Origin of the sequence: Limibacillus sp. (assembly GCA_037379885.1) — a bacterium.
Classification (GTDB): Bacteria; Pseudomonadota; Alphaproteobacteria; order Kiloniellales; family CECT-8803; genus JARRJC01.
This window is the reverse complement of sequence record JARRJC010000049.1, coordinates 1-16,409: the sequence shown is the minus strand read 5'-3', so window position 1 is coordinate 16,409 and position 16,409 is coordinate 1. Positions and strand designations below refer to the sequence as shown.

12 protein-coding genes are annotated in these 16,409 nt (G+C 59.4%); 8 read left to right on the top strand and 4 right to left on the bottom strand.

The annotated features are described in order from the left end of the window. Positions 1–254: LysR family transcriptional regulator (locus P8X75_12650; protein ID MEJ1996037.1), on the bottom strand; the 254-nt coding region annotated here is incomplete at its 3' end. Between the two features lie 117 nt (positions 255–371). Here P8X75_12650 and P8X75_12645 point away from each other — a divergent pair. From P8X75_12645 to P8X75_12630, 4 genes are all read left to right on the top strand, one after another. Further along, positions 372–1,910 carry a trimethylamine methyltransferase family protein gene (locus tag P8X75_12645; GenBank protein ID MEJ1996036.1) on the top strand — a complete coding sequence of 513 codons (1,539 nt, stop codon included), beginning with the start codon at positions 372–374 and terminating at the stop codon, positions 1,908–1,910. 85 nt (positions 1,911–1,995) lie between these two features. Beyond that, positions 1,996–2,910: a LysR family transcriptional regulator gene (locus tag P8X75_12640; protein MEJ1996035.1), complete on the top strand. Its 915-nt coding sequence runs from the start codon at positions 1,996–1,998 to the stop codon at positions 2,908–2,910. A gap of 98 nt (positions 2,911–3,008) precedes the next feature. Next, positions 3,009–4,121 (top strand): hypothetical protein, encoded by a 1,113-nt coding sequence (locus P8X75_12635; protein MEJ1996034.1) that lies wholly within the window; start codon positions 3,009–3,011, stop codon positions 4,119–4,121. 11 nt (positions 4,122–4,132) lie between these two features. After that, the gene (locus P8X75_12630; GenBank protein MEJ1996033.1) at positions 4,133–4,690 is read left to right on the top strand and encodes a UGSC family (seleno)protein; all 558 of its coding nucleotides are present in this window, start codon (positions 4,133–4,135) and stop codon (positions 4,688–4,690) included. A gap of 35 nt (positions 4,691–4,725) precedes the next feature. On the opposite strand, the gene P8X75_12625 is transcribed toward P8X75_12630, so the two are convergent. Next, positions 4,726–6,915 carry a tetratricopeptide repeat protein gene (locus P8X75_12625; protein ID MEJ1996032.1) on the bottom strand — a complete coding sequence of 730 codons (2,190 nt, stop codon included), beginning with the start codon at positions 6,913–6,915 and terminating at the stop codon, positions 4,726–4,728. Between the two features lie 154 nt (positions 6,916–7,069). After that, a complete protein-coding gene (locus P8X75_12620; protein ID MEJ1996031.1) occupies positions 7,070–8,635 on the bottom strand; it encodes an arylsulfatase in 1,566 nt (521 codons plus the stop codon). Between the two features lie 694 nt (positions 8,636–9,329). Between P8X75_12620 and P8X75_12615 the strand changes: the two genes are divergently transcribed. The 3 genes from P8X75_12615 (at position 9,330) to P8X75_12605 (ending at position 13,238) form a co-directional block, all read left to right on the top strand. Further along, the gene (locus P8X75_12615; GenBank protein ID MEJ1996030.1) at positions 9,330–10,511 is read left to right on the top strand and encodes a tyrosine-type recombinase/integrase; all 1,182 of its coding nucleotides are present in this window, start codon (positions 9,330–9,332) and stop codon (positions 10,509–10,511) included. A gap of 149 nt (positions 10,512–10,660) precedes the next feature. After that, positions 10,661–12,208 carry an FMN-binding glutamate synthase family protein gene (locus P8X75_12610; protein MEJ1996029.1) on the top strand — a complete coding sequence of 516 codons (1,548 nt, stop codon included), beginning with the start codon at positions 10,661–10,663 and terminating at the stop codon, positions 12,206–12,208. 82 nt (positions 12,209–12,290) lie between these two features. Continuing rightward, the gene (locus P8X75_12605; GenBank protein MEJ1996028.1) at positions 12,291–13,238 is read left to right on the top strand and encodes an ornithine cyclodeaminase family protein; all 948 of its coding nucleotides are present in this window, start codon (positions 12,291–12,293) and stop codon (positions 13,236–13,238) included. A 66-nt stretch (positions 13,239–13,304) separates the two neighbouring features. Here the strand turns inward: P8X75_12605 and P8X75_12600 are convergent, their stop codons facing one another. Beyond that, entirely contained in the window at positions 13,305–14,270 is a 966-nt protein-coding gene (locus P8X75_12600) for a lipid-binding SYLF domain-containing protein (GenBank protein ID MEJ1996027.1), read from the bottom strand. Positions 14,271–14,312: 42 nt separating this feature from the next. On the opposite strand from P8X75_12600, the gene P8X75_12595 reads away from it, so the two are divergent. Continuing rightward, a complete protein-coding gene (locus P8X75_12595; GenBank protein MEJ1996026.1) occupies positions 14,313–15,845 on the top strand; it encodes a sulfatase-like hydrolase/transferase in 1,533 nt (510 codons plus the stop codon). Positions 15,846–16,409: the final 564 nt, after the last annotated feature.

The window sequence follows — 16,409 nt, the reverse complement described above, 5'->3', positions numbered from 1 at the left end:
CCGGGCGCTCCATCAGATCGATGCAGCGCCCGGCGCAGGTTTGGCAGAAAAGCCTGTCCCGCCTCCGTCAGCCTCAGAGAGCGGGGCAAGCGTTTGAAAAGGGGCTGGCCCAGGTGGTCCTCCAGCGCGCGGACGTGGTGGCTGATCGCCGCTTGCGTGTAGCCCAGTTCCTCCGCCGCCCGGGTGAAGCTCAAGTGGCGGGCGGAGGCTTCGAAGCTGCGCACGAAGGTCAGCGGCGGCGGCTGTTTGGGCATGGATTCCTTTGTCTCATGGCATCAGAATATTTGTGCATAGTACCTGTATCTATCGCGTGAAGCCAGAAACCCCCAAAGGAATAGTGGTCAAGGTTTGAAAGCGAAAGGTCGATAGCAATGGCACGACGGGGCCGCGAGCAGCGCGCCGGACATCGAAGGGCCGCAGCGGCGGGCAGTCTCGCGCAGCTCCCCTGGCGGCAGCCGGAGAACCCCTACGCCCCCATGGCGCTCTTGACCGAGGAGCAGCTTGAGGCGGTCCACGCCACCTCGCTCCGGGTTCTCTCGGAGCTTGGCATCCGGGTCATGAGCGAGCAGGTCTTCGAAATCTTCGAAAAGGCCGGGGCGAAGGTCGACCGCGACGAGGGTCTGGTGCGGCTCGACGGCGAGCTGATCGAGGAGGCGCTCAGGACCGCGCCCGCTTCCTTCACGCTCACCAGCCGGAACCCGGAGAAGACGCTGACCATCGGGGGCAACGCGCTCTGCTTCGGTCTGGTGGCGGGGCCACCGAACGTGCATGACTGCCTGCGGGGCCGCCGGTCGGGTAACATGGCCGACTATGAGAACTTCATCCGGCTGGCCCAGGCCTTCAACGCGATTCACATCATCGGCAACCAGGTCACGGCGCCGCAGGAGCTGCCCGCGAACAACCGTCACCTGGACGCCTACTTCGCCAATCTGACGCTCAGCGACCTCTGCTACCACTGCACGGCCATCGGTCGCGGGCGGGCGCTCGACGGCATCGAGATGATGGCGATCGCGCGCGGCGAGAGCCTTGAAGACCTCAGCCAGCGGCCGGGCGTCATCACCATCATCTCGGTCAACTCGCCCCGCCTGTTCGACGAGGCCATGGCCGAGGGCCTGATCGCCATGGCCGAACACGGCCAGCCGGTCACCATCACGCCCTTCACGCTGATGGGCGCCATGACCCCGGTCACCCTGCCCGCGGCCCTGGTCCAGCAGAACGCCGAGGCCCTCTTCGGGGTCACGCTCACCCAACTGGTCAACCCGGGAACGCCGGTCATGTACGGCGCCTTCACCTCGAACGTGGACATGCGCTCCGGCGCGCCCGCCTTCGGGACGCCCGAGAACACCAAGGCGAACGTGATGGCCGGACAGCTCGCCCGGCGCTACGGGCTGCCTTACCGGAGCTCCAACGCCAACGCCTCCAACTGCGTGGACCTACAGGCCGCCTACGAGACGACCAACGCGACCTGGGGCGCGGTGCTCGGCGGGTCGAACATGATCTATCACGGCGCGGGCTGGCTGGAAGGCGGCTTGACCGCCTCTTACGAGAAGCTGGTGCTCGACGTCGAGATACTTCAGAACATGATCGCCTTTCTGACGCCCCCCGCCTTCTCGGAAGCTGATCTGGGGTTCGAGGCCATCGGCTCGGTCCAGGCGGGCGGACATTTCTTTGGCGCGGAACACACCATGTCGCGCTACGAAACCGCCTTCTACCGGCCTCTGCTATCGGACTGGACCAACTACGAGGGCTGGGAAGCGGCGGGCGCGAAGGATGCCTTGGCCCGGGCAACCGAACTCTGGCAGGAGATGCTGGCCACCTATCAGGAGCCGCCGCTCGACCCGGCGCGGCGCGAAGCGCTCGAAGCCTACGTGGCCAAGCGCCGGGAGGAGATCGGCGCGGGAGAGCCCTAGGGGGCTTTCCGGCTGGAACCCGGATTGTTGCATCTTTCGCCAAGCGCTCGCTTTTGCTTCCAGTTGGCGCAATGATGCCGTCAGGATGCTCAGGAACCTGCCCGATATCGGCGCACGCCAACTGGCCGCCGTTCTGGCCGTCGCGGAGAACCGCAGCTTCGTGGCCGCGGCGGCGCAGCTTCACATGTCCCAGCCCGCGCTCACCCGGACGATCAAGCGGGTCGAGGACGTGCTGGGCGTGCGGCTCTTCGAGAGAAGCACCCGAAGCGTTACCCTGACCGACGCGGGCCGCGAGTTCACCGCTGTCGCGCAACGCATCGCGACCGACTTGCGGATCACCGCCGAGAGCCTGCGCGAACTCGCCGACCAACAGAGAGGCCAGGTGACCGTCAGCGCCATCATGTCGGTCGCCAACGGCATTCTGCCCGGCGTCATCGCCGCCTACCGCCGCCAGCGGCCCGGCATCGAGATCAGGGTCAAGGACGGCATCCACGCGAGCGTCATCGAGGACGTGAAGAACGGAGCGGCGGACTTCGGCATCAACTACCTGCAGGACCTTCCCGAGGGCATCCGCACGACTCGGCTGGGGGAGGGCTACTTCGATCTGGTCGCCAGCCGCCAATCCGGCATCGGCGCGAAGGGCGAGCGGTCAATCGCCTTCGACAGCCTGGAGGGCGTGCCCCTCGTCTCCATGCCTCCGGATTCCCAGACCCGCCGCCTACTGGACAGCACAGCGGCCGTCCGGGGCGTTCGGCTGCACCATGCCGTCGTGGTGGATCAGATCCCGACGCTTCTGAGCTTCGTGCGGGCAGGGGTCGGGGTCGGGCTGGTGCCCTCGGAGTCGATCACCGGGGCGCTGGGGGACGATCTGGTTCGCCTCTCCCTGCGCGAGCCGCAAATATCGCTCGGCATCGGCCTTCTTCAGGGCATGGAGCGCGGACTCTCGCCCGCCGCCGAGGGGTTGATTGAGCTGCTTCAAAGCCAATGGCCCCGCGATTAATGCAAGAAACGGAACAATAATAGATATCAGGTTGTTCCTGGTATTTATCTCCGCCTGAGCTATGGTCGCCCAAAGCGGACAAGAAAGGCATCCCTTCCATGAGCGATACGCAGACTCTTGATCTCGACGCCGGCGGCGGCCCGGGCGCGGAGGAAGACCTCATCGAGCTCTATTACGAGCGCGGCTGGACGGACGGGCTGCCAGTGGTCCCGCCCACGCGGGAGAAGGTCGACGCCATGGTCGCGGCACTCGGCGGCGGGCCGGAAACCCTGGAGTGCAAGATCCCGCCCCGCTGGGGCGGCCTGACCCGCGAAGTGCTCGCCATCAACTGCGTCATGGCCGGATGCAAGCCCGAGTACGCCCCGATCGTGCGCGCGGCCATGCTGGCCCTGACCGACCGGCGGTTCAATCTGAACGGCGTCCAGGCGACGACCCACATGGCCTCGCCGCTGGTGATCGTGAACGGTCCCCTGGCGCGCGAGGTCGGCATGAACGGCGGCGCGAACGCTTTCGGCTCGGGAAACCGCGCCAACGCCACCATCGGCCGCGCGATCCGCTTGATCATGCTGAACGTCGGCGGAGGCCGCGCCCCGGACCTCGACAAGTGCACTCTCGGCAATCCCGCCAAGTACTCCTACGCGATCTGCGAGCAAGAGGAAGCGAGTCCCTTCGCGCCCTACCATGTGGAACAGGGCTACGCAGCGGAGAGCTCCACGGTTTTCGCCCTCGCCGCCGAGGCGCCGCACTCGGTCAGCGACCACCAGTGCAACGACCCGGAAGGCATTCTGGACACGATCTGCTCGGCCATGAGCACCATTGCCTCCAACACCTCGGTGCTGTCGGGCCACTGCGCGCTGGCCCTGGGGCTGGAGCACGCGCGCACCATCGCCAAGCACGGCTGGACCCGCCACGACATCAAGAGCTACCTCTTCATGCATTCGGGCAACGCCTTCAGCGCCCATTCGCGCGACCACCGCTATGGCAAGGTCTACAACCGCAACCTGCCGAAATGGTACAAGCGCGGCCCCGACGACTGGATCCCCATCGTGAATCCCGAGCGGATCCACCTCTGCGTGGTCGGCGGCGACGCCGGGCGCTTCTCCGCCTTCATTCCCGGCTGGGGCCACATGAGCACGCCGGTCATCCGGCCGGTCCTGGATTCCCACGCCGGAACCGCGGGCGACTGCGCCGACGGCCTCTGTAAACTCTGAGGAGACGCCCCATGCTCGACAATCGCCCTTCCTTCGAGATCTTCGACCCCCGTGGCAGGGTGGAGACGGCCTCGCGCCCGCTCGCCGGGCGCAAGACCTCGCTCGAGGGGTTGCGTCTCGGCATTCTCGACAACTCCAAGTGGAACGCGAATAAGCTCCTGAGGGGCGGAGCGGCGGCGCTCTCGGAAGAGGTCCGCTTCGCCGCCGTGAACTACTACGTGAAGACCCACGGCTTTTCCTCCGACGCGCCGGCGGACCTGATCGCCCGGATGGCCGAGGAGAACGACATCGTGCTGACCGCCATAGGCGACTGCGGTTCCTGCTGCTCCTGCTGCATCCGCGACGCCATCGCGCTTGAGGACCTCGGCATCCCCGCAGCGCCGGTCATCACGACCGAGTTCGTGAACGAGACGCGCCTGACCCGCCAAGCCGTCGGCATGCCCGCGCTTCGGCCCGTCGTGATCGACCATCCGGTCAGTTCGATCACCGAGGAGGAGGTCGCCGCGCGCGTCGAGGTGATCCGCCAACAGGCCTGCGAAGTCTGGCTCGGGACGCGAGCGGACATCTAAGCGCTGGCCGCGGGCGGCCAGAAACGCGGTGCCGGTTACTCCAAGGCTTTTTCCAGGGACGCCGTCAGAGGATGGGCCGGATAAAGGGTTTGCATGAGAAGCAGCGTGGACTTCGCCTCGAAGTTTTTACCCAGGCGCACCTGGGTTTCTCCCAGCATGGAAAGCAGTTCCGGCGAGTTGTAGCCTGCCTCGCTCGCCTGAAGCATCAGGGGTTCGGCCTCTTCGAAGCGGCCAAGGAGACCGTAGAGGCTGCCCAGTTCCGCCGCCGTCTCCGGCGAAGCGGGCTGGCTTTCGAGGAGCGTTTCCAGAAGGGTGGCAGCCTCCTCGTACTCTCTCACAGCGATCAGCGTCTGCGCCTTGGACAGCACCAGTAGCTGGTCGCCGGGGTTCGCCTTCAGGCCCTGGTCAAGCAGGGCCAGCGCGGCTTCCGGCCGGCCCTTCACCTCCTCGATGCGCCCCAGCATGCGCCAGGCCTGAGGCAGCTGCGGATCGAGGCGGACCGCCTCGCCGAAGGCGCCGGAGGCAGCGGGCAAGTTGCGCTGGGAGAGCGCGAGCCCACCCAAGGCCAGCTGTATCTCCGGGAAGTCGGCCTTGGCGCGAAGGGATGCCTGATACTCGCCAAGCGCCGAACGCAGCTTGGCTAGCGTAGCATCGGGGTAGCGCACCCCGCCAAGCCCAAGCAAGCGCCGCGCGGCCTCGATCCGGACGCTGCGCGCCGGGTCTTCCAGCAAAGGGATCGCTTGTTCCAGCTGATCCTGGGGCGGCAAGGCAGCCAGGAGCGAAAGGGCGGCGTGGCGCACCAGCGGATCGGGATCCTTGAAGCTGTCCAGCGCCTTTCGCGCCTCCTGCGGCTGGGCCGTGCGCGCCAGCAGATCCAGCGCTGTCGCGCGCACTATGGCGGCACGCTCCGGCTCGGCGATCAGTGCGAGCAGGGCATCGTTGTTCGCGCCGGGCACGGCTCGGGCGGCTGCGAAGACCTGGCCGTAGTGGGCGCTGCCGCTGCGCCCGCCGGGATAGCGGTCTTTCAATACAGCGGCGGCCCAGCCGGCGGTCCGATCCTCATGGCAATCCGTGCAGGCGTTGGGAGAGCCCGTTTCCTCCGAGAGGTCCGGGCGCGGCACGCGGAAGGAGTGATCCCGGCGTCCGTCTATGCCCATGTAGACCCGCTCGATCATGTGGCAGGAAACACAGGCGGCCCCAGCGCTCTCCTCGGGGTGGAAATGATGGGCGGGGCTGTCGTAGTCGGCGGGAACCAGACTTGGAAAGCCCTCCCGGCCCGCCGGGTTGTGGCACTGGGTGCAGACTGCGTTGCCCTCCGCCTTCAAACGCGCTCCGTGCGGTTCGTGACAGTCGCTGCACTGTACGCCTTTTGAATACATTTTTGACTGCAGGAAGGAGCCCTGGACATAGACCTCGTCCAGGATCTGTCCGTCCGGGTGGTAGAGACCCTCGCGCAGCAGGGAGAGATTGTAGTGATCGGCAAAGCTACTGCCTGCTACCGGGCTCGCATCGCCCAGCGGCTCCCGGCGTGAGTGGCAGGGCGCGCAGACCTCAATCTCGCCAGCGGGATCGGAGGCGGCGAAGTCGGCGGAGAAACCATAGGGCGATAGACCTTCCAAGGCCTCGTGGTCTCCCGGCGCGCGGGCCCAGGCCAGGTGGGCTTCGGCGGGACCGTGGCAAGCTTCGCAACCGACTCCTATCTCAGCCTGACGGCTCTGGTAGGTCTTGGTGCCAGGATCGTAGTTCTTCTCGAACCCCGTCGCGTGGCACTCGGCGCAGCGCGCGTTCCAGTTCTTATAGGGGCCGCTCCAGTGCAGGCCGTCTTCCGGCGGCAGGTCCTGGTCGGGATAGAGGTGGTACCAGCGCTTATCGGCGACATCCCAAACAACGTCGAAGGATTGCAGCCGACCCGGCTCGGTCTCGATCAGGTACTGCTGGAGCGGCGCCACCCCCGCGATCGCGTTCACTGCATAGTCGCGGACCGTCTGGGAGGCCTGATTGGTCAGGGACACCCGGTAGCCGCCATCGCCATCCTGCGCAAAGCGGTAATCGATGCCGTCATGATGAAACGTTTCACCGGAGAAGCCGGCCAGCACATTCCTAGCCGAAGGCTCGCGCCAAGCCCAGGCATGGTGGGATTCTACCCAGGCCTCATAGGCCTGCCGATGGCATTCCCCGCAAATCTCGGAGCCGATGTAGGCGCCAGGGGCCTCGGCTCTTGCCAAGGACTGCCCAAAGAGCCAAAGCGCTAAAGAGGCGACAAAGGCGCAGATTACGCTTCGCATGAGCCACTTTTGCACCTGAGGTAACGCTTGGCGAGCCTGGCGAAGGCCGGGAGCGCTAATAACGCTCCCGGCGCTTGGCTCGACGCACTCTCTTCTAGCGACTCAAGCCTTCTTTCAACTTCTGCTCGATAGCACTCAAATTGAACGAACCAGGAGACTGGCTCGGAGGATAATCCTGCATGGTTTGCAGGAACTTCGCCGCCAGAGACTGGACCGGTACTATAACAAACGCTCGGTCGAGCACCCAATCGTTGTAAGTGTTGGAGTTGTGCTGCGCCTTCTCGAAGGGATCGCGACGAAGGTTGAAGATCAACGGCACCCGTAGTTCGGTGAAGGGCTCCCTCCAAACCTCGAAGGCCTGCCCACGGTTCTCCAGGAACACCACCTTCCAGTCGTCGTAGCGTGCCGCGACAATCTGGCCGTCATCGTTTACATACCAGAACTCGTGACGCGGGGACTCTTCAGCCTTGCCCTGGAAGTAGTCCAGCATGTTGTATCCGTCGATGTAGTTGCGGTACTCGCGGCCGTTCAGTTCGACGCCTTCACGCAATTGCTCCTTGATCTCCGTCGCGCCAGCGACCGCGGCGAAGGTCGGCAGCCAGTCCTCGTGCGAGACGATGCCGTTCAGGGTTTCACCGGCCGGGAAGCGGCCCGGGAAGCGCGCGAACGCCGGAACGCGGTACGCGCCCTCCCAGTTGGAGTTCTTTTCGCTGCGGAAAGGCGTGGTGCCGGCGTCCGGCCAGGTGTTGAAGTGCGGTCCGTTGTCGGTCGAGTACATCACCAGGGTATTGTCGGCAATTCCCAGTTCATCGAGCAGGTCGAGGAACTTTCCGACGTGCATGTCATGCTCGATCATGCCGTCGTGGTACTCGTTTCCGCTGGGTCCGGAGATGCCGGTGTTCTCTTCGCGCACATGGGTACGGAAGTGCATGCGAGTGCCGTTCCACCATACGAACCAGGGCTCCCCCGCTTCGGTCTTCTCTCGAATGAACTTGATGGCGGCGTCGGAGGTTTCGTCGTCCACCGTCTCCATGCGCTTCTTGGTGAGCGGCCCAGTGTCCTCGATGGTCTGGGTGCCATCCTCGTTGGCATAGCTGTGCAGCACGCCGCGCGGACCGAACTGCTCGCGGAAGGTCTTGCCGTTGGCGAGCACCATGTCGCCGGGATAGTCACGGTTTTCGGGTTCTTCCTCAGCATTCAGGTGGTAGAGGTTGCCGAAGAATTCGTCGAAGCCGTGGTTCGTCGGCAGGTGCTCGTCGCGGTCGCCCTGGTGGTTCTTGCCAAACTGGCCCGTGGCATAGCCTTGGGACTTCAGAATCGTGGCCATGGTAACGTCGGTCTCCTGCCAGCCCTGCTCGGCGCCGGGCAAGCCGACCTTGGTCATGCCGGTGCGCACGGGAACGTTTCCGCCGATGAAGGCGGCGCGGCCCGCGGTGCAGCTCTGCTGCGCATAGTAGTCGGTAAAGCTGAGGCCTTCCTGGGCAATCCGGTCGATGTTGGGAGTCCGGTAGCCCATCATGCCGCGGTTGTTATGGCTTACGTTCCAGGTACCGATGTCATCGCCCCAGATCACCAAAATATTCGGTTTCTCCGTATCTTGGGCAGCAGCAACGCCACCAATGCCGAAGAGGGCAATCAGGACAAAGGTAAGAAGTCGCATCATCGATCATCTCCAAAACTCAGCTAAAAAGAACGGCACAGATGATCGAATGTCGAGCATTGGGCCAACCAAATCGTAATCTCGGTCAGAAGTTTTGCAAACTACGAAACTGAGAAATATCTCCTGTAGAAATTAGTTTGAACAATGGAGTTCAGAAAAATCTCTTAATCTGACACCCAGGCTGCTGCAGATGTTGAGAACGTTCTCGAACGCTGCGTGGTAAACGCCAAGCGACGCCGGCGGGTGGCAATGCCTGCGAGAACAGCTAGTGGGACGGCGGGTCCTTTCACGCGAATCTGGCGAACTCGACGGGCCTGACTCCGCAAAAACGGAAATACATCAATATCGATGACGCGCCCGAGCGTGTCCGGCAAGTCTACCGGCGCACGCTGCCTCACGTCACGCACCTCCATCGGCACCGCCTCCAATTCGCGTGAGGAGGCCCAGGCAAACGGCCGAGAAAACATGGGGGGTGAAGCACTGTTTGAGAAACGCCGCCCCGGCAGGATTCGAAACTTCTATCCTCAAATTACAAATCTATAACGACCCTAGGCGCATACTCAATTATATGAAGCTACCCGAGACCACTCGTAGATAATGCTCTCTAAGCGGGATTTTTCTAATTCTTTTTGCTTGCAATGATGGTTTTTTAGGCGCGTGCTATCTTTCTGCAACTCTAGCGAAAGATTAAGCCGTGCGGAAAAAGATCAACACGAAACTAATTCGGAGCATTAAGGCGCCCCGCCGGGCTTCGATCTTTATCTGCGATCCCGAGTTTATCGGCTTTGGCCTGAGAGTCTCCGCGAGTGGTGTTCGCTCGTTCGTTCTCCGCTACTCACTTCATGGGCGCGAGCGCCTTTACACCATTGGGCATCACCCGACCTGGAGTGCCGCTGCTGCACGAAAAGAGGCGTCTCGCCTTAGACGCATGGTCGATGTTGGCAAGGACCCATTGACGGAGAGGAACGCACCTCTCAAGGATCGTTTGTTCTCAGATCTGGCTGATCGCTACATAAAAGAACACCTTCCGAGAAAACGCCCCGGCAGTCAGAAGAACGACCTTTCGATGCTGAGAAAGCACCTTCTGCCTCACTTCAAAAATCGATGCCTAAGAGAACTTTCTCACCAAGAGTTTGAGACACTGCATGCCACGCTCTCAAGGACTAGGCCCGTCACGGCGAATCGCGTGCTCTCGCTCGCATCAAAGATGTTCCAGCTAGGTCGTAAATGGGGATGGGTTGATGAGAACCCGCTTTCAATGGTGGAGCGGAACCCTGAGATCGCTCGAGACCGATATCTCACGGAGAAGCAACTACAAACACTCGTAACCGTGCTAAGCACTTGGCCAGACAAGCCCTCATCTCATGCGCTATTGCTTCTTCTTTTAACCGGAGCACGTCGGGGTGAAGTTCTATCTGCGAGATGGAAAGAGTTCGACCTCTCTGCAGGAATTTGGCAAAAACCGGCCAACTCGACCAAACAACGCAGAAGCCACCGCGTGCCCCTTTCAGATCATGCCAAACATATTCTGAGGAAGATGGAGAAGGAGAAGGGATCTGTTAATGAGTTCTTGTTTCCAGGATTGGGCGCGACGGGTCATCTGGTAGAACTGAAAAAGCAATGGCGTAAAATATTGAAAGCTGCCGAGTTAGAGAATCTGCGCATCCACGACTTAAGACATTGCTTCGCGTCCTTGCTCGCCTCTCAAGGGTGCTCACTTCCAATCATTGGATCCCTGCTTGGCCACACACAAACTCAGACAACAGCGCGATACGCACATCTTCTAGATGAATCATTAAGAACTGCTGCCAACCTAGCAGGCGCCAAGTTGTTTCCATGCTTCGACACCAAAGATCATTTGATAGAGAGAATCTGAGAGATCGAACGATCTACAAGTGAAGGGGTGTCTGGGTTTAGCCAGAAGCGGACATTCGCAATCTGCGATTCTTGGTCTAGAATAATTCAATGCTCGGGTGGGTTTCGATAAGTCGCTATTCAGTTTTCGCCTTGGTCGTTTTTTTAACCATGGCTTCACTGATCGGCGTGCTTTGGACTCTCTGGTCTCTTGCGTTCTTTGTCGTATTTGCTGCTCTATCGCTTTTGGGGCTCTACGACGTCCTACAGCCATCACACTCAATTCTTAGAAGCTATCCCGTTATTGGGCATATGCGTTTCCTCTTCGAGGGCGTCCGCCCTGAAATTCGCCAATACCTGATCGAAAGCGACCAGGACGAAGAGCCTTTCTCGCGTGACAAGCGATCGATTGTCTACCAACGCGCCAAGGGCGTTGAAGACAAGCGCCCTTTCGGCACCAGGGAGCGCGTTTACCAAGCAGGCTACGAATGGATAACGCACTCTATCAACCCGGTGCATCTCGAGGATTTTGACTTCCGTGTCGTCATCGGCGGAAAGGACTGCAAGGTTCCTTACAACGCTTCGCTCTACAACATTTCCGCCATGAGTTTTGGCGCGCTCTCGGCGAACGCGATCTTGGCGCTGAATACCGGGGCGGCGAAGGGGGGCTTCGCCCACGACACAGGCGAGGGCGGGATCAGCCGTTATCACCGGCAAGGCGGCGGCGATTTGATCTACGAGGTAGGGTCGGGGTACTTCGGATGCCGCAACGAAAAGGGGGAATTCGATCCGGATCGTTTTGTTGACCAGGCTGACAGTGATCAGGTGAAGATGATCGAAATCAAGCTGAGTCAGGGAGCAAAGCCAGGTCATGGCGGCATGTTGCCTGCTTCCAAAATCAGCCCCGAGATCGCTGAGGCTAGAGGTGTGCCGCTTGGCCAGGATTGCATCTCTCCTGCTGCCCACAGCGCATTCAAGACGCCTCTTGAACTCGTGGAGTTCATCGGCCGATTGCGAGAGCTTTCTAAAGGCAAGCCGGTCGGGTTCAAGCTTTGCATCGGACACCGGCGCGAGTTCATGTGCATTGTGAAGGCGATGCTAGAGACCGGCATTGCGCCGGATTTCATCGTTATCGACGGTAAGGAAGGAGGTACAGGCGCGGCCCCGCTCGAATTCGCCAACCACATGGGTATGCCGCTCGTCGAGGGGCTTACTTTCGCACATAACACGCTTCGTGGAGCAGGCCTGCGGGAACAGATCAAGATCGGCGCCTCCGGAAAGCTAGTCACTGCATTCGATATCGCGAAAGCTCTGTCACTCGGCGCCGATTGGGCGAATTCTGCAAGAGGCTTCATGTTCTCGATAGGCTGCATCCAAGCCCAAGCCTGTCACACAAACTTATGCCCGGTAGGAGTGGCCACCCAGGACAAGTTGCGCCAACGCTCATTAGACGTAGCTGATAAATCTGAGCGCGTTTTTCGCTTCCATCAAAATACGTTGAAGGCCCTTGCCGAGATAACAGGGGCGGCTGGACTCAGCGAACCCAAAGACTTTCAACCGCATCATCTCTTAATGCGCGAGACGGATCGGAATATGGTCACCAGTGCAGAGGTGTATCCTTACTTGCCTGAAAACTTCCTCATAGAGGGGCAAGAGGATCGTTTTGGTTACCTCGATCGGTGGAAACGTTCGCGGGCGGACAGCTTCGCTCCGTTCTAAAGCCGGACTATATCCCGGCCACAGGTTCCCGCTTTTTGCCAACAGCGGACACCTCTCAGTTTCAGAATGCTAGACTTGCTCCATGTCTAACTCGGAACGACCACTGTTCTTGTCGGAGGAGGCCCTTGAGAGGCTTTGCGTGACCACGGTGGAAGCTGTTTCGTCGATTGAAAAAATGATCCGCGGACAGGCCGAAGGAACCGTTTGGTCGGCCCCGAAATCTACACTGCTTCCACCAGATGGTCGGTACATGATGACCACGTTGGCAGCTGCTGATGACCCGCCTTTGCTAGTGGTGAAGTCGCTTGTACTGAACCCTAAGAACAGTGAGCGCGATCTACCCCAGATCAACGGACTGATCACGGTCCTCGACAGCAATACTGGCTTACCAAAAGCGGTTCTGGACGCCAACTGGATCACAGCGACCAGAACCGCAGCGTTGAGTGCTGTAGCAGCACAGCGCTTGGCACGAGACGATTCAAGAATTGCGGCGTTTGTCGGAACGGGCGTTCAAGCCAGCAGCCATCTCGATGCTTTCGCCGACCTTTATCCGCTTGAAGAGATCAGGGTGTTTGGCCGAGGGCGCACCAACATTGAAAAGCTTTGCCGTCAGGCCGAAGCGAAAGGCATAAAAGCTACAATCGCCGACACGGGCCAGGAAGCCATTGCGGATGCTGACCTGATTGTGAGTTCAGTTACGTTATCGCTGACCTCAGAGCCCTTTCTCTCAGCAAAAGGCACTAAAAAAGGGTGTTTTGCAGCCATCACGGATATCGGAACACCCTGGCATAAAGACAGCTTCACTGCCTTTGACTGCATTGTAATCGACGACGTTGAGCAAGAAGCCAGCATGAGAAACAAGCTTGCTCCGCCAGAACTCATCGCAGGCGATTTATCGTCTCTTGTTTTGGAAGAGACGCCCGGCCGAACCAGCGCAACAGAGCGCACGGCTTTCATGTTCAGGGGGCACTCGCTAGGGGATCTAGCTCTGGCGGCCCTCGTGTATCAGAAGGCAGTTGCTAGCAACTGAGCGAAGCCGAGATCGTAATCTCCACTTCTAGCCAATAGCGAACATTATCTCTTTTTCCTGAACGGCTTATTGTGGCCGCAGTGCGCTCGCTTCAGCTCGCAATTCATTGGCGCCTTCGTTTGCTATCGAACGTTGAATGAGAATGTCAGAAGGTTCCACCGACTTACCATAGTAAGCGTCGTTCCATTTGCCCCGAGGTGATATAACAGCGCCTTCAAGGTTCAGACCGGCAAAAAGGCCTTTCGTCCTTGAGAAAGCAAATATGTCCGCAGTCTGCCCCTTCATCCCTGCCCCAGTAGGGCCCGCGGCAACACTCACATCCGCTCCAAGTTTAAACTCATTGGAAAGAAATGCATCGCGGCCGCGCTTTGTAACAGCCAGCAATATAATCTCGGAAACCTCTCCCCCGATCTGTAGGCCAAACGTAACTGATGCCATGGTGTAAAAAGCAGGATTACTCCAGTCAGCTCGACCATCGTCCCGCGCCAGCACAACACCACTCCCACCAGAACCACCGAAAATAAAGCCACCCTTGACCAGGTTTGGGAGTATCAGCATCCCGTAAGATTCTTGAGCGTGTTCGCGAACCCATTCCATGTTTGGGTCTAGGCGGAAATTCTTCAGAACAATGGTCGCTTTATCGACCATAATCTGTTGCTCTTCTGCGGTTTGGGCCTCACTGGGTGGCGGTGAAATAGAGAGTGCAAAAGCGATAAGCGACAAGATTACAAATAAACGCTTCATCAGAATCTCCATGTTATCCGGCCAACGGGACTCATTCCCAGCAAACGAGAAGATAAACGATGCGGCCTGGATTCGTTCTGATGATGTTGTGGTCGCTAAATTGACGGAGTAGCGGATGTCCGCTTTTAGCCAGTAGCAGACATCGAAGATTGTGAGGGTGAGGTGGGCTCGACAGCCGTTTCTAATGCTGCTTGAGCCCCTCGTAGTGACTGGGGTAAGCGCCCCAAATCTTGCTTTGCCAGATTGCTCGTCTAATTTCCCTTTTTGAAAGTTTTTGATAACTTTCACCTATTCAGCATTGCAGAGAATGTTCGGTCGGGAGTTCAATCCATGCGTTTTTTGGCATCCTTCTTCATCTTTGCTCTGTTCTTCAGCGGTCTTGCGGCGGCCCAGGACAGTCAAAAAAATCCAAACTTTCTGGTCATCTGGGGAGATGATGTCGGAATGTGGAACATTTCGGCCTATCACCGCGGAATGATGTGTTGCGACACTCCGAACATCGACCGCATCGCCGACGAAGGTTTGCTTTTCATGGATCATTATGCGCATGCGTCCTGCACAGCGGGGCGTGCGGCGTTCATCACTGGTCAATATCCAATCAGAACCGGCTTATCGACTGTCGGACTTCCCGGAGCGCCGCAGGGTCTCCAGTCCGAAGACCCTACACTCGCTGAAATGCTCAAGCCGCTGGGTTACCGCACCGGACAGTTTGGCAAGAATCATCTTGGCGACCGCGATGAGCACCTGCCTACCGCGCACGGTTTCGATGAGTTCTTCGGCATTCTCTACCATCTCAACGCCGGAGAATATGTAGAGCAGGACGATTACCCGGCCGAGGCTTTCGAGAAAGCCGGGCTTGCACAGCGAGGGGTGATCCATTCCCTCGCTGCGCCCGAAGGAGGCGAGCAGCGGATCGAAGACCTTGGTGGCTTTGGCCAGGAACGTCAGCGCGTGCTTGACCAGGAGGTCCTCGTCGAGAGCTTGCGTTTCATTCGAGACGCTGTCGAAGCGGGTGAGCCCTTCTTTGTCTGGCACAACACCACTCGGATGCACTATCGCACCAACCTCAGCCCTGAATACGACGGAATCACCGGGACCGGCAACGTCTATGCCGACGGAATGGTGGAGTTGGACGACGATGTCGGCGAACTGCTGGATTTACTTGATGAACTCGGCGTAGCCGACAACACGGTAGTGATCTTCTCGACCGACAACGGGGCTGCGACAAATAGCTGGCCGGACGGCGGCAATCAGCCCTTCCGAGGCGACAAGGGTGTCGGCGGCTATGAGGGGGCCTTCAAAGTTCCGGCGATGATCCGATGGCCTGGGCTTGTCCAGCCCGGTACCACCACCGGTGAATTGATCACGATGGAAGATTGGATGCCGACGATTATGGCTCAGCTCGGCCAGCCGGACATCAAGGAGGACCTGCTCGATGGCGCCGAGATCGGAGGGAAGGAGTATCGTGTTCATTTAGATGGGTACGATCAGACGCCCATCCTGACCGGCGAGGGGCCGTCCAACCGAAAGGAGTTCTTCTTCTTCTCCGAAACGACCTTCCATGGCATGCGGTTCTCGGAGTGGAAGTTTCTCTTCACCGAGCAGGACAAGTGGTTCAACGGCGTTCAACAACAGCTCACCACCCCGCTGATTACGCGGTTGGACCTCGATCCCTTTGAGCGCTTCCATGAAACCAGGGGGTTTGACGAATGGCAGGAGAACAGGTCCTGGGCGCTTGGTCCCGCTTCCACCATTGTTGCGCGCTTCTTCTCGTCCTTTGAAGACTACCCACCGCGCCAGGCAAGCCTCGATTTCGACACCGACAAGATCATGGATTCGATGATGGATCCGAACGCTCGTTGATCATGAAAGCAATCCCGGCTGCGCTCTACTGCAGCCGGAATTGCCTGCTCTTTACAGAGCTGAATGGTTGGCCTCGGATTTCTGCTTTTAGCCAGAAGCAGACATAGGCTCTGGACTTTTCTAGCCGAGCATTCTTCTTGAGTCGGTCCCACTGATCTACCTGACCTTGATGCTAATCAGGAGGCAGACTGACAAGCATCAGAGCACCATCTCCAGGTTGGAAGATCATCTCGGGCAGCTGGATTGAAACGCACTTGCCCTGATACGAGGAGTTTTTGATCCACCTCATTTACGGAGCATGACAGATTTGTTGCAGTTTGATGACGCCAAACATCTAAAGCGTAGCTAAGCGCCTTAGCTTCGCTTTCACTTCGTTTCTCAGTGTGAGTGAAGCTGCCGTGCATCCAATCGATGTCGACAAAGTCGAAAAGGCTCTTTTGGTCAATCGAGGTGAGCTCTTTCGCTTTGTCGACATCGATTGGATGCACGGCAGCTTCACTCACACTGAGAAACGAAGTGAAAGCGAAGCTAAGGCGCTTAGCTACGCTTTAGATGTTTGGCGTC